This is a genomic window from Pseudoalteromonas sp. NSLLW24 (assembly GCF_015864725.1).
Lineage (GTDB): Bacteria > Pseudomonadota > Gammaproteobacteria > Enterobacterales > Alteromonadaceae > Pseudoalteromonas > Pseudoalteromonas arctica.
Map to the genome: position 1 here is coordinate 1 of NZ_JADYWQ010000002.1, position 24,663 is coordinate 24,663.

The window sequence follows — 24,663 nt, forward strand, 5'->3', positions numbered from 1 at the left end:
TTCTATGGTGAGGGATGGTGTCATGTGGGATCCTAAAATGGTTTGAAATTAGGAATTGACACCATAGTCACTTGTTAGGTAGTCGTCGGCGCCCATGCGCAGGCCGCATACGGTATCTATTTCGCTATCGCGGGCGGTTAAAAAAATAATAGGCAGTGTTTTAGAAAGCGATCGCAATGTTTGGCACAGTAAAAAACCACCATCTATTTCATGGCCTAGGCCAATATCAACAATGGCTAAATCGGGCAGGGCATTTTTAAATGCAGCTTCAGCGCTGGCGCGATCGGCAAAGCCACTCACTTGGTAGCCCTGTAAGCTCAGCATTTCTATGTAGTTTTCGCGGATTGCGGGTTCATCTTCAATGATGGCTATTTTTTTCATTCTAATCATTATCCTATTGCCTCTGCTGTGCACTATATCGAAGTTCTTAACCTAAGTAAGGTTAAAAAGGCAATTGCCATTTTTTTGCCACAATTGCTCAGCAGTTTGCCATTTTTGCTCCCCTTTATTGCCACTTGAACTTGTTTTAATACACCCATCAAAACAAAACATCACAAATTAAAAAGTAAGTTTAAGGATCAAATCATGAAGAAGACATTAATTGCGTTAACACTGATTGCTAGTTTTTGTACTCCAGCAATTGCCTCAACATCTAACACGCCATCAAAAGAAGCCCATAAAGAAACGGCTATTGGGCTAGGTGCAGGCGCTATTATTGGCGGCGTAGTAGGCGGGCCAATAGGTGCGTTTATTGGGGCATTTGCCGGTGGTTTAATAGGTGATTCAAAAGTAGCTGATAACAAAATTGCAGAGCAAGAGCGTGCAATTACGGTTATGAAAGAAAAAACCAGCGATTACCAACACGTGCTTAACCACAATAATATGTTAGAGCAACAGCTAGAAGTGCTTGCCAATCAAAATGAGCAGTTAACTCAAGTTCAAATTAATAACTTATTGGCGATGACGGTGCAATTTAAAACAGGTTCAAGTGTTATTGCCCCGCATTTTGCACTGCAGTTAGACCAACTGGTTACCTTGTTAAACAACCAACCACAACTCGCGCTTGATTTAAGTGGCTTTGCCGATCAGCGCGGCGATGAGCAAACTAATCTTTTACTTTCTAAAGCGCGTGTAAATGCCGTGCAAAGCTACTTAATAAAACACGGCGTGAGCCATAAACGCTTAAGCACGCAGGCATTTGGCGAGCAGCAAACATTGGCTAATAGCAACACGGTGGAAGATAACTTTTTTGATAGACGCGTAACGCTTACCACTCGCTCAATGAATAGTGTAAATGGCCAAACGGCGAGTAACTAAAACTAACTGAATCTAAGTAAAGCTAAGCGTTCGATGGAGTGATTTATGTTTAAATTGAGTAAACCAACCAAAATGCTTACTAAAGTAAGCATTTTTATATTCATAGCGATTGTGCTGTTAGCTAGCTTTAAAAGCCATGCGCAATCACCCAAGTTAGAGCTTTTTGATAGCAATGGTGCGCCAGCAGGCCCAGCAATAATATTAAAAAGCGACGCCAATATGACCTTAACTGGCCTAATTAATCATGTTGTAGTTACGCAAACCTATCAAAACGAAAACCCGTTTGCAGTTAACGCGCGCTACGTTTTTCCATTGCCAGATGAAAGCGCTGTGCACGCCATGACAATGCGTATAGGTGAGCGAGTTATTAAAGGCCAAATTGATAAAAAGGTAGAGGCCGAAAAAAAATACGAGGAGGCTAAAAAAGCAGGCAAGCAAGCGGCCCTTGTACGCCAGCAACGCGCCAATATGTTTATTACGAGTGTGGCAAATATTGGTCCTGGTGAGCAAGTAGTAATTGAGCTTGAGTATCAAGAAATAATTGACTACAGCAGCGGCACATTTGCTATTAGATTTCCTACTACTATTACACCGCGTTATCACGCGATTAGTGGTGAAGTTAATACTCAAAATCAAGCGCATGTTAATCCGCTCCCAACGGGATGGTTAAGCCCTGTTTACAGTATTAAAAGCAGTACTCAAAATGATAACGTACCAAGCAGCCAATTTAGCTTAAACATTGATATAGACGTAGGCTTAGAGCTGGTTGATATCAATTCTAAATTTCATAATGTTGATGTACAAAACACCGCGTTTGGACAATATAAAATAGCGTTAAATGAGACAAATGCAGTTAATCGCGACTTTGTACTTGAGTTTAAACCGCTGCAAAAAGAGCAAGCTCAAGCCGCATTTTTTACTCAGCAGTTTGAAAATGGTGACCGATACGGGCTTGCTATGCTAATGCCACCGGGGGATAACTTTACACAAACTCAGCGCTTACCTCGCGAAATGGTATTTGTAGTTGATACGTCAGGCTCTATGCACGGGCAATCTATGGAGCAAGCTAAAAAAGCCTTGTTTTATGCGCTGTCATTACTTGATAGCGACGACAGTTTTAACATAATTGGTTTTGACAACATAGTGACTCCAATGAGCGATAAACCACTTATAGCCAGTGACTTTAATTTACGCCGTGCAGAGCGATTTATTTATAGCCTAGAAGCCGACGGCGGCACAGAAATACAAGGTGCGCTTAATGCCGTACTTGATGGCAGCGAGTTTGATGGTTTTGTACGCCAAGTTGTATTTTTAACTGATGGTAGCGTTAGTAATGAGGATGTATTGTTTAAAAATATTCAAAATAAATTAGGTGATAGCCGCTTATTTACAGTGGGTATTGGCAGCGCACCTAACAGCTTTTTTATGCGCCGAGCGGCAGATGTCGGTAAGGGCTCATTTACGTTTATAGGCAGCACAAGCGAGGTGCAACCTAAAATGCAGCAGTTGTTTGATAAGCTTGCACATCCTGCGATTACTAATTTGGCGCTAAGCGATGAAAGCGGTAACAACTTAGATTTTTGGCCGTCACCACTACCTGATTTATATTTTGGCGAGCCTATCATGGTCGCTATAAAACTTAATAATGCTAAAAGTGTGGTACTTGCTGGGCAAACAGCACAAGGGCCTTTAAGTATTAAATTAAGTACACAAAATAGCTCAAGCGCTCAAGGTATAGCAAAACTGTGGGCGCGCCAAAAAATTAAGTCATTACTTTTATACAACGAGCAAAATACAGTTAAAGATGAAGTACAAGAGCTTGCACTTACTCATCAATTACTTAGCCCGTTTACTGCTTTTATAGCAATTGAACAAACTCAAATAAAAGAAGCGGCAGAGCAAACGGCGCAAGCTAGTAATGCAGTACCACAAGGTATGGCAATGCGTTTACCACAAACCGATGGGCAAAGCAGATTACATATATTGCTAGGCTGTATTTTATTACTCGGCTATGGTGCTCTTAAAATAAACCGATCATTTAAATTAAGCAGGGCACGTAAATGAAAAGGTGGCTAAGCGTGGGCTTACTAATAGCTGGGCTTGGATTATTTGGGCACGGCGCTTATATGCAGGCAAAAGCGTGGCTTGCTCAAGTATTAATTGAACAAGCATGGCAAGAGGCGCTTAAATTACCCGGGATTAAAGTAAGGCCGTGGTATTACGCCGACAGCTACGTTACTGCAAAGCTTGATTGGCCAAGTCATAATAAAACATTAAGTGTATTGGCTGGAGCGAGTGGTCGTAATTTAGCATTTGCGCCGAGCCAATTTTTACCCGCAGGGGAGCTTGGCGGAAAAGAATTTGGAAACGAAAAAGGCGCGCTAATAGCAGGGCATAACGACACCCATTTTGCATTTTTACAACACGCCAAAGTGGGGGAGGCGTTTACTTTGCAACTGCAAAGTGGGGTGATACAAAATTATAAAGTAACGGGGATTGAGGTTATTCATCAATCCCAAAATACATTTTTACAAACACCTGGGCTGTATTTGCTTACCTGTTACCCTTTTGATTCGCTTGCCTCGGGTACTGATTTAAGATTGCTTGTATCTGCGCAAATGTCTTCGCCCGATTCACTAAGCGGTATATCAACCACAAGTTCTTGATGGCGCTGGCTTACCATTACACCAATAAATACCACAAATATGCTCAGCCATTGCCAAACGTTGAGCACTTCGCCCAAAATAATAGCTGACAAAATAAGTGTAAAAATAGGAATTAAATTAGAGTACGCAGCAGCGGTTAATACCGATACTTTACTAATTGCATAGTTGTACATGCCATACCCGCCAAGAGTTACACACGAACCTAAGTATAAAATACTCATAAGCGCGGTTAAGTCGTGTTGGTTTTCGCTTGGTAGGTCGATAAAAAACAAAAACGGTGCAAAAAACAAGCTGCCGCTAATACCTTGAAGTGCAATTAAAGTCAGGGGCGAGTAGCGATTAGCTAAATGTTTAATACTTACGGTATAAAATGCAGCGCACACCATAGCCATAAGCTCTAAAAAGTTACCTAGTAACGGATTAGGTGCTTGGTCGGTACTTGGTGAAAGAAGCGTAAGTAAAATACTGCCGCCAATACATAGCGTAAAGCCAACAACAATGGCTTTGCTTATGTATTCTTTAAGTAATAAAAAGGCAAGCAGCGCAATAATTATAGGCAAGCACGACACAATAACACCCGCCTGCGAGGCTGATGTATATTCCATTGCATGGCCTTCAAATAAAAAGTACAAGCAAGGCTCAGCAAGCGACATACCCACTAAATACTTCCAGTCACCTTTTAAATACTCAAACCGAATAACGTAGCGCCATAAACAAAGCGACAAAACTAACGTGGTGAGCATGCGTAAAAATATTACCAAGGCAGGGTCGTAAATGGCAATGGCATATTTAAGCGCTATAAAAGAGCTGCCCCATAAAAAGGTGGCAATAATTAAACACAAACTGGCAGGCATAGAGAGTAATTTATATAATTTAATAAAATCAGATCCTAGCATGAATATTTTTAACTTGTTCAAAAATACCGAGCTGGTATAAATTAATTCATCTTTAATTAATGATTAGTAAAAAGCACATGCAAAGGGAACAGGTAATAGTTGTAAAGCTTGGTACAAGCGTACTTACTGGCGGCACCGATAAACTAGATAAAGCACACATGGTTGAATTAGTACGCCAATGTTGCGAGCTTAAAAAACAAGGTCACCAGGTTGTTTTAGTATCGAGCGGCGCGGTAGCTGCTGGGCGCGAACAACTATTAAAACCCTGTGGCAGAAGCTTAATTGATAAACAAATGCTTGCTGCAATTGGACAAGGTCAACTTATTCATATTTGGCAGAGCTTGTTTGGTTTATATGGGATAAATGTAGGACAAATGCTGCTTACTCGCGCTGATGTAGACGACAGAGAGCGCTACCTTAATGCCCGCGATACACTCAATGCGTTATTAAATTACGACGTTGTACCCATCATTAACGAAAATGACGCAGTCGCTACCAGCGAAATAAAAGTAGGCGACAACGATAATTTATCGGCACTTGTCGCTATTTTGGCTAATGCTAATAAGTTACTGCTACTTACCGATCAAGAAGGGCTATTTACCAGCGATCCGCGCACAAACGCCGATGCCACCCTCATTGGTGAAGTAACACATATAAACGATGAACTGCGACAACTTGCTGGTGGCAGTGGTACAAATTTAGGCACCGGCGGTATGGCGACTAAACTGCAAGCCGCCGACATTGCAAGGCGCGCAGGTGTTGAAGTTATTATTGCTAAAGGCGCAGGTAAAAACGTTATTTTAAAATGCATGAGTGACGAGTTACCAGGCACGCGTTTTTTAAAACTCACCGCTCCAAAAGATGGCCGTAAAAAATGGTTACTAGCTGGGCCTAAAAGTACCGGCCAAATTGTTATAGATGCAGGTGCTATTGGCGCCCTTCAAAATAAAGGCGCAAGCTTACTTGCTAAAGGCGTTACTAATGCATTTGGACGTTTTGAACGCGGTGATTTAATTGATTTAATAGATAATAAAAATCAAGTAATTGCACGGGGCTTAACGCGCTTTAGTAGCACCGAGGTAAATAAAATAAAGGGTGCGCATTCTAGTCAAATAGGCCAGTTACTCGATTACGATAGTGGCGCAGAAGTACTTCATAGGGATGATATGGTCTTGCTATAGAAGCACTTTTAGTAAATTAAATTACTTGAGTGTAATTCTCGCAGTATTACACTTTTTTGATTGTAAATTTGTGCTAAAATCTGGCTCCTTAAATTGTTGTAAGCAGAGCACAGAACATGAAATTAGTTCGTTGGTTTTTAGGTTGTATAATCTTATTCTTTAATTTTGTATTTACTCCTCGCAGTAAAAAGCGTGCAAGCGACGAGCAAGCACAGCTTGATCAGCAAACCTCACAATTTAAACTGTATCAATTTAAAGCATGCCCGTTTTGTGTAAAAGTACGTCGCGCCATTAAACGCGAAGGCTTAAACATAGAAACGCGTGATGCAAAAGACAATGAGCAATATCGTCAAGAGCTACTAGAACAAGGCGGCAAAGTTAAAGTGCCTTGCCTGCGTATAGAGCAAAACGGCCAAGTACAATGGCTGTACGAATCAAACGATATTATTGCTTACTTAAACAAAGTAGCTGCATAAACCACTTTTATTATCTCACTTATTTAAAGAGAATATACCATGACAATTCGCACCCGTGTTGCCCCGTCGCCAACTGGTGACCCGCATCTTGGCACCGCTTATATCGCCTTATTTAACTACTGTTTTGCTAAACAACAAGGCGGTGAATTTGTACTTCGCATTGAAGATACAGACCAAGTACGTAGCACGCCAGAGTCTGAACTTGCGATTATGGATAGCCTACGTTGGTTAGGGCTTGAGTGGGATCATGGTCCTGATGTGGGTGGCGAATTTGGTCCTTACCGTCAATCTGAGCGTAGCGATTTATATAAAAAATACGCGCATCAGTTAGTTGATGATGGTAAAGCGTTTTACTGCTTTGCAACAAGCGAAGAGCTTGATCAAATGCGTGAAGAGCAAATGGCAGAAGGCCTACGCCCTAAATATGACGGTCGTGGTTTAAACCATACAGATGAAGAAATTAAAGCAAACTTAGCTGAAGGTAAACCTTACGTTATACGTATGAAAATCCCAAGCGAAGGCACATTTAAGTTTAACGACTACCTACGTGATGAAATTGAGATCCCGTGGGAAAACGTAGACATGCAAGTGCTTTTAAAAGCGGATGGCTTTCCAACGTACTTTTTAGCGAACGTAGTTGACGACCACCATATGGAAATTAGTCATATTTTCCGTGGTGAAGAGTGGATTAACTCAGCGCCTAAGCTATTAAAGCTTTATGAAGATTTTGGTTGGGAAGCGCCGGTACTTGGTCACTTACCATTACTACGTAACCCAGATAAATCAAAGCTGTCTAAGCGTAAAAACCCAACGTCTATTAATTACTATAAAGAAATGGGCTACCTGCCAGAAGCCGTGCTTAACTACTTAGGCCGTATGGGTTGGTCAATGCCTGATGAGCGTGAAAAGTTCACGTTAAACGAGATGATTGAAAACTTCGACATGAAGCGCGTATCGCTTGGTGGTCCAGTATTCGACGTAGATAAATTAAGCTGGTTAAACGGCATGTGGATCCGCGAAAATCTAACCGACGAGCAGTTAATTCAGCGCTTTGTTGATTGGAAGTTTAATGGCGAAATGTTAGCTAAAATATTACCAGAAGTTAAAACACGTATTAATACGCTGTCGGATATGGTTGAGCTTGCAGGGCACTTTGTAGGTGGTATTCCAACTTACGATCATGCGCTATTAACAGCCGGCAAAGCAGACGAAAACGTGATTCGCCAAGCGCTACAATTTTTTGTATGGCAGCTTGAAGGTTTACGTAGCTTTGAAAAGCCCGCTATTTTTGCAATTGCAAAAGAAGTTGCAACATTCCACGAGCTTAAGATTAAAGACTTTTTAGAGCCAATATTTGTCGCAATTACTGGCAAAACGTCAAGTACGTCAGTGCTTGATGCAATGGAAATATTGGGGTCTGACTTATCACGTGCTCGTTTACGTGTTGCACTTGCTCATTTAGGTATTTCTAAAAAGCAGGCTAAAAATATAGAGCGTGCGTACCGCGAATACCCAAGTGCATAATTGCTAAATAATGCATTTTTAAAAGCCGAGCTTAGTAAAATAAGTTCGGCTTTTTTGTGTCAGGTTGTTTAGCTATATGACATGGCATTTTGATATTGTTTAACTAAAGTATTAGTACTCAACCCAATGATACAATAAGGCATGTAAACTCATAGGAGGCAGTATGATTGCAACCGTTAAAAACAAAGCTATTTTTAGCAGTAATACATTTTCGATAAACCTTGTTACTTACCCAACTAATCACAGCGTAATGAACCATATTGACCCTGTGCAGCAAGGGCGCTATTACAAGCTCAACTTTGTATTAGAAAAACCTAAAACAGGTGGGGTATTTAAATGCTCAAAATGCATTATAAATTTATTTAATCGCGTGTATTTGTTTAGACCCGATAAGTACGAACACAGCGTATCTAAAATCGAGTCTGGAAAGCGCGTACTACTTAGCTTTGCGCTTAATATATAATTTGCACTTTTACTTATTGATAGTCGTAGGCCTGTCCGGTGCATAAAACAGATAGGTCGCAATACGATACAGACGTTTCGCTACAAGAATTAATAGTAAAAGCATTTCCGCCTTTGCGCATGGCATCCGCTTTAAGTAAATCGATAGCATTTGATTTAGAGCGATTGTAGCTTACATTATTGCTGCCCAGTCCATCGCCATCACAGCTTTCAGCTTCTATTCGGCCTAAAAGTGTTGCGCCACTTTCGTGTGCTTCTTGATCGCTATAAAATTGCTGTAAATCTCTTTTATTAATGTAGGTGCCAATTTCTTGAGATAAAACGCCGTTGTCTATATCTGTATGATAAGTCATGCTTGAACAACCCGTTATTGTGGCGAGCACTGTTATTGCCGTTATAAAACGTAGCATATTTATTAGTCCCTTAATTTATTATTTGAAATAGTAAATTACTAACAAAATCAAATGCGGGCAATGTTTACTACTAAGTAAATTGTTAGCATTTGTAAATGTATTTAGATTTTATTGAGCATCGGGTAAGTAAACAAAAAGAAGTGGCAAACATTAACCAACCAATGGCATAAAATAGCCCACTCTAAGCGCTGCGTTTTATAAAAAACATAGCCATACCCCAAGCCTGCAATAAATGAAACCAATACATAGTTAATTCCTCCAGCAAAATGTGCCAAAGCAAAAATACCTGCAGTAATTACAGGGGCAAGTATTGCTAAACGGGTCGGTGTAATTATTTTGCTAAGCTTAGTTTGTAGTAAACCTCGAAATAAAGCTTCCTCGGCAACACAGGTAAATAAAAGATTAATAGCCATAAAGGCTAACCAAAAGCCAGGAACCTTAGGGTTAAAGCTTGCAAGTCCAAGCATTAAAGCCGCAGTGAGCGCAGCTAAAACAGTAGCAATAATTATTAAACTGGCTTGTTTAACGTTTAATGGGCCCGCTTTATTAGAGTCTGCTTTTAAAGCTTTTTTATTCGAATAAAAGTAAGCACAAAGAAATAAACCCGCCATAGCTTTATCAAAATTAGCATAAAGAGTAAATGCAATCGCATCGCTTGTAATACGCTCGTTTATAACAATAGGGAGGTTATTAAAACCAGGCACCCAATGAAGTGCTAATGCTAATGAGGAAACTATAAACACAGTACTTAAAGTAGCGCGTATTATTGCCTGCTTTGTATTTAGCACACAGTAGTATAAAACAACGTAAAGCCCAGTGCTCAGCAGAGCATATAAATTTATATAACCTTGAAAATATGCACTTACAACACTTAAAGCTAGTAAGTAGTGCCAAAGGGGTTGTCGCATTATTGATATTTTGCAATACGGAAAAACACATATAATTGATAGCGCTAATAAATAAAAGGTCATTGTTTTTTATTGCTCTGTTTTATTTAGCAACTAATCTAACAGATTCGACCTCTCAGTATTTTTTTTCTGGTAATATAGATAGGTTATAAGCAGTTTAAGCAGTGAACAAACTATGTTAAGTCCTTTTTTTCAGCAGCATGCTGATTATGTTTCTATCTCTCGTGAGCAAGGTTGTCGATTCGCTAAATGCGTTGCTGACGATTACAATCCACTTCACGACAAAGATGCCAAAAAGTTTTGCGCGCCAGGAGACTTACTTTTTTCATTGGTACTAGACCGCTACGGTATTAGTGAACAAATGGAATTTACTTTTGCCGGTATGGTTGATGAAAACACCAAACTTAACTTCCCTGAAGGGGCTGATGAGTTTGATGTAACCAATGGCGAAAAAGTTATTTTAAAGGTAAAGCGCAAAGGTAAAACCAGCCAATGCCCAGCACTGACTAATAGCCTAATAAAAAATTATGTTGAGTTTTCTGGTACTACTTTCCCGCATGTAATTATTCCATTAATGGGTAAGCAAGAGGTAATGATTAACCCTGCTCGCCCAATGATTATTTACGAATCAATGCTTATCAACCTTGATAATCTTGATATTACAGAACCAGAACTTGAGTTTGCAGAGCCTAGTTTTGAGTATGCCGGTAAGCGCGGAAAAATTACACTACGTTTTAACCTGTTAGAAAACGGCGTTAAAGTAGGTAGTGGTGAAAAGCATATGGTAGTTTCGGGTATACGCGAATACTGCCAAGCAACAGTTGACGATTTAATAGCGTTTTACAACGAGCGTAAAGCGACACTAAAGCCAGCTTAAAGCTACAGCAAATTATAAAAGGCGCTAAATACAGCTGTTATTTAGCGCCTTTTTTATTGTTTTTAGCGCTAAAGTGAAAGTGAGCAACCACGATTAAATACTTTTCTGGACTGGTTAATTTACGCAGTACAGTAATATGCGTACAATAGCGCTCTTTGTTATTTTAAAGCTAAGCCTATGTCTGCCACTACGTTCTCATCACTTAATCTCGACCCGTTATTATTAACAGCGATTGAGCAAAATAATTACACTCAACCTACCGCAATTCAGATTAAAACTATTCCGCCTATTTTAGCCGGAAGTGATGTAATGGGCAGCGCGCAAACAGGTACGGGTAAAACCGCCGCCTTTGTTTTACCTTTATTACATAAGCTTTTAAATACCCCTAAAAAAGATGAGCAAGGCCTTGCCCGCGTTGTAATTTTAACGCCAACCCGTGAGCTTGCTCAGCAAGTATTTGCAAGCTTTGAAAAGTACGCACAAGGCACTAATATCAATGGCGCTTTAGCCTATGGTGGCGCAAGTATTGGCCCTCAAATAAAAGCACTTAAAACAGCGCAAGTTATAGTGGCAACACCTGGGCGTTTGCTTGATCATATAGTTAAAGGCAGTGTGGTACTTTCAAGCGTAGACTCCTTAGTGTTTGACGAAGCTGACCGCATGCTTGATATGGGGTTTATTGATGAAATTAGACGTATATTGCGACATATCCCGGGCGATCGCCAAACTTTACTATTTTCAGCTACGTTTGATGACAGCGTGTTTGAACTCAGTAAAAAGTTACTTAAAAACCCAGAGCTAATTGAAGTTGATAAACGTAACTCAGCAGCCGTTGAAGTAGAGCAAGTTATTTACGCTGTAGATGAGGATCGTAAGCGCGAACTTGTATCGCACATGATTGGTATGAAAAACTGGCGCCAAGTGCTTATTTTTACTCGCACAAAACAAATGGCTGATCAGCTTGCTAAAGAAATGTGTAAAGACGGTTTAAAAACCGAATCAATCCATGGCGACAAATCGCAAGGCGCACGCGACCGTGCATTGCAAAACTTTAAAGAAGGTATTACACGCGTACTTGTTGCAACCGATGTAGCTGCGCGTGGTTTAGATATTTCTACACTTAGATACGTAATTAACTTTGAACTACCTTACATTGCCGAGGATTACGTGCACCGTATTGGCCGTACAGGTCGTGCTGGTGAACAAGGACTTGCTATGTCGCTGGTAAGTCTTGATGAGCAATGGCTGCTAGAAGAAATTGAAGTACTACTCGATACGCGTTTAACGCCGCAGTGGTTAGAAGGTTACGAGCCAGATCCTAATAAAAAGCCAAAAGATAATCGTAAAAATACTAACAAGTCGCGAAAAGATCGCGATAAAAAACGCATCACTGGTAAAAGAGAGCCAAGCAGACGTCGTAAATAATAGCTTTTACTTTGCTTTTTTGCCTATACTGGAGCTACTAAATAGCCGAGGTAAAGCAATGTTTGAAATTGATCAATGGGCATTTTCTGGTATTGATGGCCAAATATCTTTGCATAAATGGCAAAAAACAATCGACCTTATAACGGGGCTTTTTTCAGCCCCGTCTGGTTATATAGTTCAGGCAACAAGCAAAGGCTATCGCGTTGTTATTAGAAGTAACGAAGGTGGCTCTAACTTTGAGACCAATCCTATACTTCCTCCTCAAACACCTCTGTTTTGTCGCCACGTAGCTGAAACTAACAATACATTATATGTTAATGATGCAAGTAATAACGATACATGGAATACCCTACCAGAAGTAGTTGAAGACGGTGTTGAATCCTACCTAGGTTTACCTATTCATTGGCCTGAAGGCGAAGTGTTTGGCACGTTATGTTTAAAAGACACTAAAATAACAAGCTATACCGATGAATATTTTGAACTCATAGAACAACTACGCGATTTGATTGAAGACGACCTAGCGCTTGTGTATAGCTATGAGCAAATGCGCGAAATAGCCATGTTAGACTCATTAACGAATATTTATAACCGCCGAGCACTTAACTTATTAGCCCAGCAAAAACTTAACTTAGCGCTACGTTTAGGCTTTGACGTATGCTGTTTGTTTATTGATATAAACGACTTTAAAAAATTAAACGACACCTTTGGTCATGAGGTGGGCGACAAAGCCTTAATTATATTGGCAGATACGCTAAAAACGCATTTAAGAGATGCTGATATAGTAGGACGCTTAGGTGGCGATGAGTTTGTTGCAGTAATGCAAGTAAGCGATAAGAGTAAAATTAACTACATTATGGATAAAATTTCGACTGAGTATTCAAAAGCTTTACTCAAAGAAGACGTTTGCGATTTATCGCTTAGTATTGGTTATAGTTTTACTAATAAACAAAAGCAGCCCTTTGAAGCGCTATTAAATGATGCAGACCACGCAATGTATAAAAATAAACAAGCGTATAAGCTCGCTAAAAAAGCACAATAATAAAAGGAGGTTCGTCATGACTCATGCCACACAAACTTGGTTGGTTTCTTCTGCGATGGGTTTTATTTTTTCCTTAGCAATAATAAGCTTATTTGAAACGTCCCTAGCATTAGATTTATATCTAATGAGGGGATAATTTTTGGTGTTATGTGCTCCTCTATGGGGTTTGCCTTAAAAAGGCTTGAGAGTAATAACCAAAAACACCTTCAATAAATAGCTTAAGCTACAAATTTTCACTTGTATTTATTAATTAATTTTTCAAAGAACGGACATAAAAAAGCAAGCCATGAGGCTTGCCAAGAAGGGTGTTAATTAGCTCTAACCTAGCTTTTAAGCTATTAGCTTTTCCGCAAGGTTCAATTCCATAATGGCTTTTAATAAACGGTATAAATTAATTGACGCGTCAATTTCTTCTTTACGGTTTGTTAAGCTTTCAATATTTAAGCCCAGCGGTACATCTAAATGCGCACAGCTTTTAAGTATTAAGTCGAGGTTTTCGCGGCAAATACGGACTGATTCGCTTAATGTATTGTTTGCATCAAGCATGCGCCATTTAGTTGCCTCTGGCACTGAGATACCCAACCATTGCATAAACTCTAAGGTTTTTTCGCCTCCGCACGGGGTAAACGTTAATATAATACGTTGAGGTGTAATCCCTTGTGCTTTACATGTACGTGCGTAGCTAGTAATTAGCTCTATAGTCGCTTGTGCATCGTAAACAGCTTGCGATATAAAAAACTGACAACCTTGTGCTGTTTTTTCTATTAATCGTTCGTGCTCATTTCGTTTACTTGAATGGCGCTCGGCAATCGTAACGCCACCTAAAAAGAAATCATCTGATTGCTCAGCCATTGCTTTATAAGCATCTGGCAGGCTTAGCTTTATATCGCCTATTGATGACGGGCTACCTACTAATACAACATTTTGTAAATCGTAGTCGTTTTTAGTTTCACTTAGCCAATCTTTAAATTCGCCTACGCCACGCTGCGCCACACTTTTATAAGTAATTACATCTTGTGCAGATAAATTACGAAGTAAATGGCTGTATTCACGCGGATCAACGGTTTGTTTAAACGCAAATGGACGGTCTTGATTAGTTCGGCTGCTTTCGTCTTGAATGTCGTAAATTATCACGCCGTCGTATTCAATTTCGTGTAAGCGACCTAATAGCTTTTCTGCAATGATTTTTAATTGCGCTTTATCGGTGCCAATTTTAGGCGGGGTAGTACCAATAAGATAAACACCTTGGTTGGTGTCCACTATCTTCTCTTTTAGTGATAAAGCCATAATCCTCATTCCAGCTAAGTTTGTTTTGATGGATTTAATATAGCAGCCATTTAGACGTCTAGATAGATTTATTTAGTGAAAGTTTTTCAACTAACATGATGTTTATTCATAGTGCTTGTTCCCATTATTTATAATTGACACAGTTGTTTACATAATAAATTCCCTTGGGGCTCTTATATTTATTGGCTTTGGGGCATAATCGAGGGTGAGTTAGTGTTAAATCTGACAACAAATTTGCTCAATTTAAAAAGGGACAACAATGAAATTTAAATTATTAGCAACCAGCTTAGCGGTATCGCTGGCGTTAACGGGTTGCGCCATGCAACAAAACCAAAGCACGCAAACAACAGCACAACAAAAACAAGTAAATAAAGCTGATGATCGTGTTTTTTCGCAAGATTATTTAATTGAAGAGCTAGAAAACGGCTTACGTGTAATGGTTGTTAAAACCGATTACCCTGATGTAGTGTCGCTGCAAATTCCGGTATCGGTTGGATCGCGTAACGAAGTTGAAGAGGGCAAAACAGGCTTTGCTCACTTTTTTGAACACATGATGTTTAAAGGCTCACAAAAATACCCTGAAGATGTGTATTCAGACATATTAAAAAATTCAGGTGTTGATAACCGCGCTTATACAACAAACGATTTTACAAACTACCATTTAAACTTTTCAAAGCAGCATCTTGATAAAGTACTTGAGCTTGAAGCTGATATTTTTCAAAACTTAACCTACACCGAAGAGCAATTTAGAACAGAAGCACAAACGGTAAAAGGTGAGTACTTAAAAAACAACGCGAGCCCAATTCGTAAATTATTAAGCGCTGTACGCGAAGAAGCGTTTGATAAGCACACGTATAAACACACCACTATGGGCTTTTTTAAAGACATAGAAGCCATGCCTGACCAAATGGCGTACGGTAAAGAATTTTTTGCTAAATTTTATAAGCCAGAGTATGTGTCACTTGTCATTGTGGGCGATGTAGAGCCACAAGCAACAATGGCAATGGTTAAAAAGCATTGGGGCAGCTGGAAAAAGGGTAACTATGTTGCTGACATTAAAGCAGAGCCTGTTCAACAAGCACCAAAATATTTGCACCAGCAAGATGAAGCGCTACCAGGGCATTGGTTACTTGTATCCTACAAAGGCGCTGCGTGGGAGCCTGCTAAAAAAGACAGAGCGGCGCTTGATTTAATCTCACAGCTTTATTTTTCAAGTAATTCAGATTTATATCAAGAGCTAGTGGTCGACAAACAAATTGCCAGCCAAATGTTTACCTATAACCCTGAGACTAAAGATCCGGGTTTATTACACGTATTTGTTAAAGTAGAAAACGCAGACGATTTAGCCACTGCGCGCGATGCCATTAACCGCACTTATGCAAAAGCACGCACTGAGCTTGTTGATGAACAAAAGTTGAGTGATTTAAAATCGAACCTTAAATACAGCTTTATTAATGGCTTAGATTCGTCGCAAGCGATTGCATCAACCCTTGCCAGCTACATGCATTTTGAGCGCGATCCTGAGGTTATAAACCAGCTGTATAAATCGGCAGATAACATTACCAGCGCAGATATTAAAGCCGTTGCTAATAAATACTTTACTGATAACGCACGTACCACATTAACGATGTCGGCACTTGATAAAGCGCCAAGTTTTGAGCAAGAAGTTGATTTAAATGCGCTTACTGCAAAGCTTAAACAAGCACCTGCGGCACCTGTATTTAAAGTGCTTGATAAAACGAATAGCTCGCCATTAATTGATGTTAACTTTTTATTCAATACCGGTGCGGCTGCCGACCCACAAGGTAAAAAAGGTGTTGCTGCGTTAACTGCGGCTATGCTTGCACAAGGTGGCTCAGAGGCGACAAGCTATAAAGATATTCAAAAAGCACTTTATCCGCTTGCGGGTAGCTTTGGCTATCAAATAGATAAAGAAATGCTGTCGTTTCAAGGGCGTATTCATAAAGATAATGCGGCGCAGTGGTATACACTTGTGAGCGATCAATTACTAAATCCAGGTTTTAGAGATGACGACTTTAAACGCCTTAAAAAAGAAATGATCGACGGCATTAAGTCAGGCTTAAAAGCATCTAACGATGAAGAGCTAGGCAAAGAAGTGCTATACAGTGCGCTTTACAAAAATCACCCTTACGAAAGCTACAACTACGGTGATATTTCGGATTTAGAAGCGTTGACGTTAGATGATGTTAAAGCGTTTTATAACAGCGAGCTTACGCAATCTAAACTCACGGTTGGCTTAATTGGGGCTGTGCCTGCAAAACTTAAAGCTAAAATGATGAGCGATTTTGCAACGCTACCAAAAGGTGAGCAAAGCCGTTTAAGTATTCCTGATGCACCAGCGCTTAAAGGTCATCATGCAACTATTGTAGAAAAGTCGGCGCAATCGACAGCGGTATCGTTTGGTTTTCCTATTGATACAATAAGAAGTAGCGAAGACTGGACAGCCCTTTGGCTTGTGCGTTCGTACTTTGGTGAGCACCGTAGTTCTAACAGCTTTTTATATGAGCGCATTCGTGAAACTCGCGGCATGAACTATGGCGATTACGCATACATTGAATACTTTCCACGTGGTATGTTTCAAACCAAGCCTGATGCAAACCTAGGGCGCTCTGAGCAAATATTTCAAGTGTGGTTACGCCCACTTCGCTCTAATAACGATGCGCACTTTGCCACACGTACCGCCTTGTTTGAGCTAGATAAGCTAATTGAAAATGGTATGAGCGAAGACGACTTTGAAGCTACGCGTAACTTTTTAATTAATTTTGTGCCGCAAATGGTGGCAAGTCAAAACCGCCAATTAGGTTACGCGCTTGATAGCGAATTTTACAACACAGATAGCTTTGTAAGTTACGTAACTAACAAACTTAAAACGCTAACGCTTGCTGATGTAAATCGCGTTATTAAAGTAAACTTACAAACAGACAATGTTCAATATGTGTTTATAACCGCAGACGGCGCTGATATGCAGAAACGTTTAGCGTCTGAGCGAACATCACCAATGGTTTATAACACTAATAAACCTGCTGAGTTGGTTGCTGAGGATAAAGTGATTGCCGATTATAAATTAGCAATTCCTGCAAAAAATATTGAAGTGGTAAAAGTTGAAAAAGTATTTCAATAATTTAAGTGGTTTTTAATGGTTGGAAAGTGCCCTAACTTATGGGGCACTTTATATCTTTAAGGACTCTGTAGTAGGGTCCTTTAATTAATGAAACGCGCATCATATATTTTGATGGCAATACCAATAATCATAATTATTAAACTAATGAGAAGTAATATATTTATTCCACGCTTTTCTTTATTTTTTAATTCAGAGTCATCACTCATTTTGAATTCCTCATTTCTATTTGTTTATGTAAAAAATCAATAAAACTAAATATAGCTTAGCTCGGTATAATGAACAAACTTAGCTTAAATCCTAATTAATTTAGCGTTTTTTTTACGCCGTCAGCTGTACGTCAGTCCGTATTTTTTCATATGACAGGTGAGCTTTCGTATGTTGCTAGCTTTTGATTTTTATTAATTTACTATATTTTAAGTATGTATTGGTAATTTTAGCTACTGTCGTATAACTTAATCTAAAAAATGGGTACGTATTTGAAATATCATTTCTGGGTGCTAGGGCGTGTTGAACTCTGTGGATTGAAATTTGTTCAATCTAGGGTCGATTTAATCGCGGCGCGAGGTTTGTAACCTAGTGGGCTCGATAACTGCTCCTGCGTTATTCTACTGACTTACATCCCTGTAAGAATAAGTAAAAACCGAACAAAGCTTCCGCGTCCTGCTCACGCCTCTTATCTACATCCGTGTAGGCAACAAAGAGTTAATCGTCCCTAGTTATATCTAATAACCAGAACAAATAACTAAGGGATTAACACCTTAGGCTTTAAATCCGTTAGACTTGGGAAAAGGCTATTTTATATCAACTTAAGGCAGTGCAGTATTATGCGTCATGCAATTTGGCAACAGCTTCGCGACGAAGCTAACGATGTAGTAACACGTGAACCATTATTAGCAAGTCATGTTTATTCATGCATTTTGAATCATGATTGTTTAGGTTCGGCATTGAGCTTTATTGTTGCTAATAAGTTGGCTGATGCGGTGGTATCGGCATTTACTATCCGAGAGCTGTTTGACCAAGCATTTGTAAAATGTGACCGTATGCTATCTTTTGTTGCTGAGGATATTAAAGCGGTAAAAGACCGCGACCCTGCATCAGAAACCTATCTTACGGTTATATTAAATCTAAAAGGTTTTCATGCTATTCAGGCGCACCGTTTGGCTAATTGCTTGTGGCAACAAAACCGCAAAGAGCTAGCGCGCTTTATTCAAAGCCGTAACTCTGAAGTGTTTGGGGTCGATATTCACCCAGCATGTAAAGTGGGTAAAGGCATTATGTTTGACCACGCAACCGGTATTGTTATTGGTGAAACAGCGGTAATTGAAGATAACGTATCAATTTTGCAATCTGTAACGCTTGGCGGTACAGGCAATGAGCAGGGTGATCGTCATCCTAAAATTAGAGCGGGCGTATTAATTGGCGCTGGCGCTAAAGTACTTGGTAATATTGAAGTAGGTGAGGGCGCACGAATTGGTGCGGGCTCAGTTGTACTTAGCAATGTTCCACCACACACAACCGCTGTTGGCGTACCCGCTAAAATTATTGGTCGACCGGATTGTGAGTGTCCGGCGCAAAGTATGAACCAAAACTTTTTAGCAAATCCTGAGCCTGAAAACGAATCGCACACGAGTGCAATGCTATAAGTAATCATAAAACTTAAAAGGAATTAACATGAACAAGAATAGTTTATTGGCTCTAGGGATTGGGTTTATTGCGGGTGTAGGTTTAACTTGGGGCTACTTTAATGCAGCTTCAAGTCATCCAGAATCTGTTAAGTCGCAGCCAAGTTATGAAAAACAGCAAAAGCTTCATACTGAACAACAAAGTAATGAGGTATTAAGTAATGCAGACTCTGCAGTACCTGAGCAAGTCGCTAGTATAGAGCCCGCTGAAGATACGCCTCCAACCTATTCAGAAACCCAAATGCTTGATGAACTACCTTTAGAAGAGCAAGTAACTCAGCTTAAGCAGCAACTCGCTGAGCAGAAAGCGACAGTTAAAAGCATTTTAAAGCAAATGAGAGGTCCTTCAGATTTTGAGAAGATCTTACGTGATAAATTTGAAAAGCAAACGCGTGACGAAGAATGGGCTTATCGTACTGAAATGGCATTACAAGATTTTTTATTAACAGCTGATTTAGCGATTATACCCGATGTTGTTAGTGCAAAATGTAAAACGACGATATGTGAATTTGAACTAGCCGCACCCGCTGATAACGACACATTTGATAATTCTCAATGGCGAGAACTAAACGACAAGTTGATGAAGCAAGAGTTTTGGCAACAATTTAAAAGCACTACCTCCACATCAAGCGATAGCGAGCTTAAATTGTTGCTAAGTACAGAGTTTTAAGTAATACCAACTTTATGTAACAGGTATAACCTGTGATTCTATAGAGCCATCAACGAGCTCTGTAATCAAAACATCGCCTGTTTTAATTTGCCCCACAGATTTAACCACTTTGCCTTGTTGTGTTTTAGTGATGCTATAACCGCGCGCTAAAACATTAAGCGGACTTACTGAATCTAACCTGCTTGCTTGCAGTGCTAAGCTATTATTCGCTTGCTGTAACTGATGCTGTATAGCTTGGTTTAGCCTAGCCTGTAATTGCGAAAGTTGATGGCTTGCTGTAGCGAGTTTTTTATCGGGTGATTGGCGCATTAAACGCGGCGTTAAGTTATTGAGTGTGCGTTCTTGTTGGTATAAACGATTACGCATCGCCTGTTGCAGCGCAATGCTTAGCTCATCCAAACGTTGTGATTTTTGATTAAGCTGATTACGCGGATGACATAAATTAAGGCGGTGTTGTAACTGCGTTGCTAGTGCGCGCTTGTCGGCAATTCCGTGCTTAAACGCGTTAGATAAACGATTAACTAATTGCGTTACTTTGTTGTGTAACTCTTGCGTATTTGGGCTTACAAGCTCAGCTGCGGCTGATGGAGTCGCTGCACGAACATCAGCAACGTAATCGCTAATAGTGGTATCTATTTCGTGGCCTACCGCACTTACTATCGGTAATTCACTTTTGAAAATAGCGCGGGCGAGCTGTTCGTGATTAAAACACCATAAATCTTCAAGTGATCCGCCGCCTCGCCCTAAAATAAGTACGTCTACTTCATCACGAGCATTAGCTAATTCAATTTGGTTAATTAAATGCACGTGCGCTTCTTTGCCTTGTACCATAGCAGGGTAAATGATGACTTCTAGCTGCGGTGCACGGCGTTTGAGTACCGTTAAAATATCTTTTATAGCAGCGCCGGTTGCTGAGGTAATAACACCAATGCGATTAATATTTTGGGGTAATGGCTGTTTGTGAGCAGAGCTAAATAATCCTTCGGCGGCTAAACGCATTTTAAGCGCATCAAATTCTTGTTTTAGCTGACCTTCGCCTGCGGGTTCCATATGCTCAACAATAAGCTGGTAGTCACCGCGAGGTTCATAAAGCGATACACGCGCTTTTACTGTAACTTGTGCGCCATTTACAGGACGGTAGCTTTGGTTGCGATTATTTCCGCGCCACATAGCGGCTTTAATTTGTGCTTTATCGTCTTTTAACGAAAAATACCAATGCCCGGATGCAGGGGTAATAAAGTTAGAAATTTCGCCCGTGAGCACTAAAGATGCAAAACCTTGCTCAAGGATTGTGCGAATTTCTCTATTAAGGCGTGAAACGGTGTAAACCGCCTGCGAAGGCTTCGAAAACATAAAAAACAACCTAAAACTATTTATTGCACTACTTTATCATAAATATTTGCGAAATATTATTTACTCATGCCAACAACGCTGTTAAAATTTGGCCGCAATTCCTTATCTTAGATCCACATGTGAGAAGTTGCCAAAATGCTTAGAATCGCTAAAGAAGCTCTTACCTTTGATGACGTACTTTTAGTACCTGGTCATTCTACTGTTTTGCCACACACGGCAAATATTTCAACTCGCTTAACGCGTGGTATCAAACTTAACTTGCCGCTTATTTCAGCATCTATGGATACTGTTACAGAAGCTCGTTTAGCTATTGCCCTTGCGCAAGAAGGTGGTCTTGGTTTTATTCATAAAAACATGACTATTGAAGAACAAGCGAAAAACGTACGTAAAGTTAAAACCTACGAAGCAGGTATTGTTTCATACCCTGTAACGGTTACTGCCGATTTAACAATTGCAGATGCAATTGAGCTTTCGCACGAAAAAGGTTTTTCAGGCTTTCCGGTTACCGATAGCAATAATGTGCTTGTAGGCATTGTTACTAGTCGTGATATGCGTTTTGAAACTAAGCTTGAACAGCCTGTTTCTACCGTTATGACTAAAAAAGAAAAGCTTGTTACCGTTAAAGAAGGCGCAGCACGCGAAGAAATTTTAGGCTTAATGCACGAACACCGCATTGAAAAAATCCTTGTTGTTGATGATGAATTTAAACTTAAAGGCATGATCACAGTAAAAGATTACCAAAAAGCCCAAGACAAACCTGACGCATGTAAAGACGACCAAGGTCGTTTACGTGTAGGTGCTGCTGTAAGTGTTGGTGCAGGTACTGATGAGCGTATTGCTGCATTAGTAGAAGCGGGTATTGATGTTTTACTTATCGATACATCGCATGGTCACTCTCAAGGTGTTATTGACCGTGTTACTAAAACGCGTAAAGAGTACCCAGACTTACAAATTATTGCAGGCAACATAGCAACAGCTGAAGGTGCGATTGCACTTGCTGATGCGGGAGCGGATGCAGTTAAAGTAGGTATCGGCCCAGGTTCTATCTGTACTACACGTATTGTTACCGGTTGTGGCGTTCCACAAATTACCGCTATTTCAGATGCTGTTGAAGGCTTAAAAGGTCGCGACATTCCTGTTATTGCTGATGGTGGCATTCGTTTTTCTGGTGATATTGTTAAAGCACTTGTTGCTGGTGCATCGTGTGTAATGGTGGGTTCACTTCTTGCTGGTACTGAAGAAGCACCAGGTGAAGTTGAATTATACCAAGGCCGTTATTACAAATCTTACCGTGGTATGGGCTCATTGGGCGCGATGGATCAAAAAGAAGGTTCATCAGATCGTTACTTCCAAAAATCAAACGAAGCAGACAAGTTAGTACCTGAAGGTATTGAAGGTCGCGTAGCTTACAAAGGTCCTATTGCAACGATTATTCATCAGCAAGTGGGCGGCCTACGAAGCGCTATGGGCTTAACGGGTTGTGCAACAATTGAAGAGCTAAATACAAAACCACAATTTGTACGTGTTACTTCAGCAGGTATGGGTGAGTCGCACGTCCATGATGTGCAAATCACTAAAGAAGCACCAAATTACCGCTTAGGTTAAGCAGCGTAATTAATTTAATATACTGGGCTTGCTTTGCAAGCCCTCTTTTTAGTCGTTTACATTAACAAACGGCATTTAGCATCAGACTTTACGAGATACTCCATGAGCAAAGATATTCACGATTCACGAATTCTCATTTTAGACTTTGGTTCACAATACACTCAATTAATCGCCCGTCGTGTGCGTGAAATTGGTGTTTACTGTGAGCTTTGGGCATGGGATGTGACTGAAGAGCAAATCCGCGAGTTCAACCCACAAGGTATTATTCTTTCTGGTGGTCCAGAATCAACAACACTTGAAAACAGCCCGCGCGCTCCTGAGTATGTATTTAATGCAGGCGTGCCTGTGCTAGGTATTTGCTACGGTATGCAAACAATGGCAGCTCAACTTGGCGGAAGTGTACACAGCTCTGATAAAAAAGAGTTTGGTTACGCACAAGTAGAAAAAGTAGGCAGCTGTGCATTATTTGATGCAATTGAAGACAGCATTACCGATGGCGGCAACGGCATACTCGACGTATGGATGAGCCATGGCGACAAAGTAATGGATATTCCAGCTGGTTTTGCAACAACAGCTAAAACATCTACTTGTCCACATGCTGCAATGTCTAACGAAGAAAAACGTTTTTACGGTGTACAGTTTCACCCAGAAGTAACACACACGCATCAAGGTCAGCGCTTATTAGAGCGTTTTGCTATTGATATTTGTGGCTGTGAAAAATTGTGGACTGCTGCAAAAATTATCGATGATGCTATCGAGCGTATTAAAGAAACAGTTGGCGATGACGAAGTTATTTTAGGCCTCTCTGGTGGTGTTGATTCATCGGTTGTGGCTATGCTTATTCACCGTGCAATTGGCGAAAGACTAACATGTGTATTTGTTGATAATGGTTTACTTCGTTTAAACGAAGGCCAACAAGTAATGGACATGTTTGGTAATAAATTTGGCTTAAATATTGTTAAAGTTGAAGCTGAAGAGCAGTTTTTAAATGATCTAGCGGGTAAGTCAGACCCAGAAGATAAACGTAAAGCCATTGGTCATACGTTTATTAATGTATTTGATGAGCAAGCCAAAAAGCTTAAAAATGCAAAATGGTTAGCGCAAGGTACAATTTATCCTGATGTAATTGAATCAGCGGCATCTGCAACTGGTAAAGCGCATGTTATTAAATCTCACCACAATGTGGGCGGATTACCAGATGACATGAAAATGGGCCTTGTTGAGCCATTACGTGAATTATTCAAAGATGAAGTACGTAAAATTGGCCTAGAGCTTGGTTTACCGTACGACATGCTTTACCGTCACCCTTTCCCTGGACCAGGTTTAGGTGTGCGTGTACTTGGTGAAATCAAAAAAGAATACTGTGATTTATTACGCCGCGCTGATGCGATTTTCATCGAAGAGCTTCACAAAGCTGAGCTCTACCATAAAGTAAGCCAAGCGTTTACTGTATTCTTACCTGTAAAATCGGTAGGGGTTATGGGCGATGCACGTAAGTACGATTGGGTTGTATCACTTCGTTGTGTGGAAACAATCGACTTTATGACAGCGCGCTGGTCACATTTACCTTATGAGTTTTTAGGTGTGGTATCAAACCGTATCATTAATGAAATAGATGGTATTTCTCGTGTTGTTTACGATATTTCAGGTAAACCACCTGCAACTATCGAATGGGAATAATTAATTTTAGTTTTAATTAACTAATTTTAAGTGATTAAAAAACGGCGAATTAGCATGCTA

The 24,663-nt window shown here is 40.1% G+C and carries 21 protein-coding genes and 1 pseudogene; 15 read left to right on the forward strand and 7 right to left on the reverse strand.

The window, feature by feature from the left end; genetic code table 11:
- Positions 1-66 precede the first annotated feature (66 nt).
- Positions 67-381: pseudogene (locus I6E72_RS01640) on the reverse strand (response regulator); the annotation flags it as partial.
- Positions 382-585: 204 nt separating this feature from the next.
- On the opposite strand from I6E72_RS01640, the gene pdsO reads away from it, so the two are divergent.
- From pdsO to I6E72_RS01655, 3 genes are read left to right on the forward strand one after another with little or no spacing between them, the layout of a single operon-like run.
- Positions 586-1,317 carry a sortase-associated OmpA-like protein PdsO gene (pdsO, locus tag I6E72_RS01645; RefSeq protein WP_197110855.1) on the forward strand — a complete coding sequence of 244 codons (732 nt, stop codon included), beginning with the start codon at positions 586-588 and terminating at the stop codon, positions 1,315-1,317.
- A gap of 45 nt (positions 1,318-1,362) precedes the next feature.
- Positions 1,363-3,381, forward strand: coding sequence for a marine proteobacterial sortase target protein (locus tag I6E72_RS01650; protein ID WP_197110856.1), 2,019 nt, complete (start codon positions 1,363-1,365; stop codon positions 3,379-3,381).
- On the forward strand, positions 3,378-3,983 hold the full coding sequence (locus tag I6E72_RS01655) for a class GN sortase (RefSeq protein ID WP_197110858.1): 606 nt from the start codon (positions 3,378-3,380) through the stop codon (positions 3,981-3,983). The genes I6E72_RS01650 and I6E72_RS01655 overlap by 4 nt, the downstream gene beginning before the upstream one ends.
- Here the strand turns inward: I6E72_RS01655 and I6E72_RS01660 are convergent.
- Complete coding sequence (locus I6E72_RS01660; protein ID WP_165734565.1) at positions 3,878-4,837, reverse strand: DMT family transporter; 960 nt, start codon at positions 4,835-4,837, stop codon at positions 3,878-3,880. The two genes, I6E72_RS01655 and I6E72_RS01660, sit on opposite strands and share 106 nt — an antisense overlap.
- Before the next feature lie 119 nt (positions 4,838-4,956).
- Between I6E72_RS01660 and proB the strand changes: the two genes are divergently transcribed.
- The 4 genes from proB to I6E72_RS01680 all read left to right on the forward strand — a co-directional run bounded on the left by proB (position 4,957) and on the right by I6E72_RS01680 (position 8,523).
- A complete protein-coding gene (gene proB, locus I6E72_RS01665; protein ID WP_197110860.1) occupies positions 4,957-6,060 on the forward strand; it encodes a glutamate 5-kinase in 1,104 nt (367 codons plus the stop codon).
- A 116-nt stretch (positions 6,061-6,176) separates the two neighbouring features.
- A complete protein-coding gene (locus I6E72_RS01670; protein ID WP_007581591.1) occupies positions 6,177-6,536 on the forward strand; it encodes a glutaredoxin family protein in 360 nt (119 codons plus the stop codon).
- 39 nt (positions 6,537-6,575) lie between these two features.
- Complete coding sequence (gltX, locus tag I6E72_RS01675; protein ID WP_197110862.1) at positions 6,576-8,060, forward strand: glutamate--tRNA ligase; 1,485 nt, start codon at positions 6,576-6,578, stop codon at positions 8,058-8,060.
- Positions 8,061-8,223: 163 nt separating this feature from the next.
- The gene (locus I6E72_RS01680; protein ID WP_197110864.1) at positions 8,224-8,523 is read left to right on the forward strand and encodes a 2OG-Fe(II) oxygenase; all 300 of its coding nucleotides are present in this window, start codon (positions 8,224-8,226) and stop codon (positions 8,521-8,523) included.
- 13 nt (positions 8,524-8,536) lie between these two features.
- On the opposite strand, the gene I6E72_RS01685 is transcribed toward I6E72_RS01680, so the two are convergent.
- Positions 8,537-8,932 (reverse strand): hypothetical protein, encoded by a 396-nt coding sequence (locus I6E72_RS01685; protein ID WP_197110866.1) that lies wholly within the window; start codon positions 8,930-8,932, stop codon positions 8,537-8,539.
- 104 nt (positions 8,933-9,036) lie between these two features.
- Positions 9,037-9,906 carry a CPBP family intramembrane glutamic endopeptidase gene (locus I6E72_RS01690; RefSeq protein ID WP_197110868.1) on the reverse strand — a complete coding sequence of 290 codons (870 nt, stop codon included), beginning with the start codon at positions 9,904-9,906 and terminating at the stop codon, positions 9,037-9,039.
- A 112-nt stretch (positions 9,907-10,018) separates the two neighbouring features.
- On the opposite strand from I6E72_RS01690, the gene I6E72_RS01695 reads away from it, so the two are divergent.
- The 3 genes from I6E72_RS01695 to I6E72_RS01705 all read left to right on the forward strand — a co-directional run bounded on the left by I6E72_RS01695 (position 10,019) and on the right by I6E72_RS01705 (position 13,184).
- Positions 10,019-10,720 carry a DUF3581 domain-containing protein gene (locus I6E72_RS01695; RefSeq protein WP_101217536.1) on the forward strand — a complete coding sequence of 234 codons (702 nt, stop codon included), beginning with the start codon at positions 10,019-10,021 and terminating at the stop codon, positions 10,718-10,720.
- A gap of 177 nt (positions 10,721-10,897) precedes the next feature.
- Positions 10,898-12,145: a DEAD/DEAH box helicase gene (locus I6E72_RS01700; RefSeq protein ID WP_024593280.1), complete on the forward strand. Its 1,248-nt coding sequence runs from the start codon at positions 10,898-10,900 to the stop codon at positions 12,143-12,145.
- A 58-nt stretch (positions 12,146-12,203) separates the two neighbouring features.
- Positions 12,204-13,184: a sensor domain-containing diguanylate cyclase gene (locus I6E72_RS01705; RefSeq protein ID WP_197110869.1), complete on the forward strand. Its 981-nt coding sequence runs from the start codon at positions 12,204-12,206 to the stop codon at positions 13,182-13,184.
- 330 nt (positions 13,185-13,514) lie between these two features.
- Here the strand turns inward: I6E72_RS01705 and I6E72_RS01710 are convergent, their stop codons facing one another.
- A complete protein-coding gene (locus I6E72_RS01710; RefSeq protein ID WP_197110870.1) occupies positions 13,515-14,471 on the reverse strand; it encodes a methylenetetrahydrofolate reductase in 957 nt (318 codons plus the stop codon).
- A 259-nt stretch (positions 14,472-14,730) separates the two neighbouring features.
- On the opposite strand from I6E72_RS01710, the gene I6E72_RS01715 reads away from it, so the two are divergent.
- Positions 14,731-17,613 (forward strand): M16 family metallopeptidase, encoded by a 2,883-nt coding sequence (locus I6E72_RS01715; protein WP_197110871.1) that lies wholly within the window; start codon positions 14,731-14,733, stop codon positions 17,611-17,613.
- Positions 17,614-17,693: 80 nt separating this feature from the next.
- Here the strand turns inward: I6E72_RS01715 and I6E72_RS19835 are convergent, their stop codons facing one another.
- On the reverse strand, positions 17,694-17,819 hold the full coding sequence (locus tag I6E72_RS19835; protein ID WP_007581611.1) for a hypothetical protein: 126 nt from the start codon (positions 17,817-17,819) through the stop codon (positions 17,694-17,696).
- A 618-nt stretch (positions 17,820-18,437) separates the two neighbouring features.
- On the opposite strand from I6E72_RS19835, the gene cysE reads away from it, so the two are divergent.
- Both cysE and I6E72_RS01725 read left to right on the forward strand, forming a co-directional pair.
- Positions 18,438-19,256, forward strand: a complete 819-nt coding sequence (cysE, locus tag I6E72_RS01720; protein WP_007581613.1) for a serine O-acetyltransferase — start codon at positions 18,438-18,440, stop codon at positions 19,254-19,256.
- 28 nt (positions 19,257-19,284) lie between these two features.
- Positions 19,285-19,965, forward strand: a complete 681-nt coding sequence (locus tag I6E72_RS01725; protein WP_007581614.1) for a hypothetical protein — start codon at positions 19,285-19,287, stop codon at positions 19,963-19,965.
- A gap of 12 nt (positions 19,966-19,977) precedes the next feature.
- On the opposite strand, the gene xseA is transcribed toward I6E72_RS01725, so the two are convergent.
- On the reverse strand, positions 19,978-21,318 hold the full coding sequence (xseA, locus tag I6E72_RS01730; protein ID WP_024608988.1) for an exodeoxyribonuclease VII large subunit: 1,341 nt from the start codon (positions 21,316-21,318) through the stop codon (positions 19,978-19,980).
- Between the two features lie 135 nt (positions 21,319-21,453).
- On the opposite strand from xseA, the gene guaB reads away from it, so the two are divergent.
- Positions 21,454-22,923 (forward strand): IMP dehydrogenase, encoded by a 1,470-nt coding sequence (gene guaB, locus I6E72_RS01735; RefSeq protein WP_002958783.1) that lies wholly within the window; start codon positions 21,454-21,456, stop codon positions 22,921-22,923.
- Between the two features lie 102 nt (positions 22,924-23,025).
- The gene (guaA, locus tag I6E72_RS01740) at positions 23,026-24,603 is read left to right on the forward strand and encodes a glutamine-hydrolyzing GMP synthase (protein WP_024606053.1); all 1,578 of its coding nucleotides are present in this window, start codon (positions 23,026-23,028) and stop codon (positions 24,601-24,603) included.
- Positions 24,604-24,663: the final 60 nt, after the last annotated feature.

Bases quoted from the DNA above. Each gene is read 5' to 3' on its own strand.
- pdsO (WP_197110855.1), top strand. From the start codon at position 586: ATGAAGAAGACATTAATTGCGTTAACACTGATTGCTAGTTTTTGTACT.
- I6E72_RS01650 (WP_197110856.1), top strand. From the start codon at position 1,363: ATGTTTAAATTGAGTAAACCAACCAAAATGCTTACTAAAGTAAGCATT.
- I6E72_RS01655 (WP_197110858.1), top strand. From the start codon at position 3,378: ATGAAAAGGTGGCTAAGCGTGGGCTTACTAATAGCTGGGCTTGGATTA.
- I6E72_RS01660 (WP_165734565.1), bottom strand. From the start codon at position 4,837: ATGCCTGCCAGTTTGTGTTTAATTATTGCCACCTTTTTATGGGGCAGC.
- proB (WP_197110860.1), top strand. From the start codon at position 4,957: ATGCAAAGGGAACAGGTAATAGTTGTAAAGCTTGGTACAAGCGTACTT.
- I6E72_RS01670 (WP_007581591.1), top strand. From the start codon at position 6,177: ATGAAATTAGTTCGTTGGTTTTTAGGTTGTATAATCTTATTCTTTAAT.
- gltX (WP_197110862.1), top strand. From the start codon at position 6,576: ATGACAATTCGCACCCGTGTTGCCCCGTCGCCAACTGGTGACCCGCAT.
- I6E72_RS01680 (WP_197110864.1), top strand. From the start codon at position 8,224: ATGATTGCAACCGTTAAAAACAAAGCTATTTTTAGCAGTAATACATTT.
- I6E72_RS01685 (WP_197110866.1), bottom strand. From the start codon at position 8,932: ATGCTACGTTTTATAACGGCAATAACAGTGCTCGCCACAATAACGGGT.
- I6E72_RS01690 (WP_197110868.1), bottom strand. From the start codon at position 9,906: ATGACCTTTTATTTATTAGCGCTATCAATTATATGTGTTTTTCCGTAT.
- I6E72_RS01695 (WP_101217536.1), top strand. From the start codon at position 10,019: ATGTTAAGTCCTTTTTTTCAGCAGCATGCTGATTATGTTTCTATCTCT.
- I6E72_RS01700 (WP_024593280.1), top strand. From the start codon at position 10,898: ATGTCTGCCACTACGTTCTCATCACTTAATCTCGACCCGTTATTATTA.
- I6E72_RS01705 (WP_197110869.1), top strand. From the start codon at position 12,204: ATGTTTGAAATTGATCAATGGGCATTTTCTGGTATTGATGGCCAAATA.
- I6E72_RS01710 (WP_197110870.1), bottom strand. From the start codon at position 14,471: ATGGCTTTATCACTAAAAGAGAAGATAGTGGACACCAACCAAGGTGTT.
- I6E72_RS01715 (WP_197110871.1), top strand. From the start codon at position 14,731: ATGAAATTTAAATTATTAGCAACCAGCTTAGCGGTATCGCTGGCGTTA.
- I6E72_RS19835 (WP_007581611.1), bottom strand. From the start codon at position 17,819: ATGAGTGATGACTCTGAATTAAAAAATAAAGAAAAGCGTGGAATAAAT.
- cysE (WP_007581613.1), top strand. From the start codon at position 18,438: ATGCGTCATGCAATTTGGCAACAGCTTCGCGACGAAGCTAACGATGTA.
- I6E72_RS01725 (WP_007581614.1), top strand. From the start codon at position 19,285: ATGAACAAGAATAGTTTATTGGCTCTAGGGATTGGGTTTATTGCGGGT.
- xseA (WP_024608988.1), bottom strand. From the start codon at position 21,318: ATGTTTTCGAAGCCTTCGCAGGCGGTTTACACCGTTTCACGCCTTAAT.
- guaB (WP_002958783.1), top strand. From the start codon at position 21,454: ATGCTTAGAATCGCTAAAGAAGCTCTTACCTTTGATGACGTACTTTTA.
- guaA (WP_024606053.1), top strand. From the start codon at position 23,026: ATGAGCAAAGATATTCACGATTCACGAATTCTCATTTTAGACTTTGGT.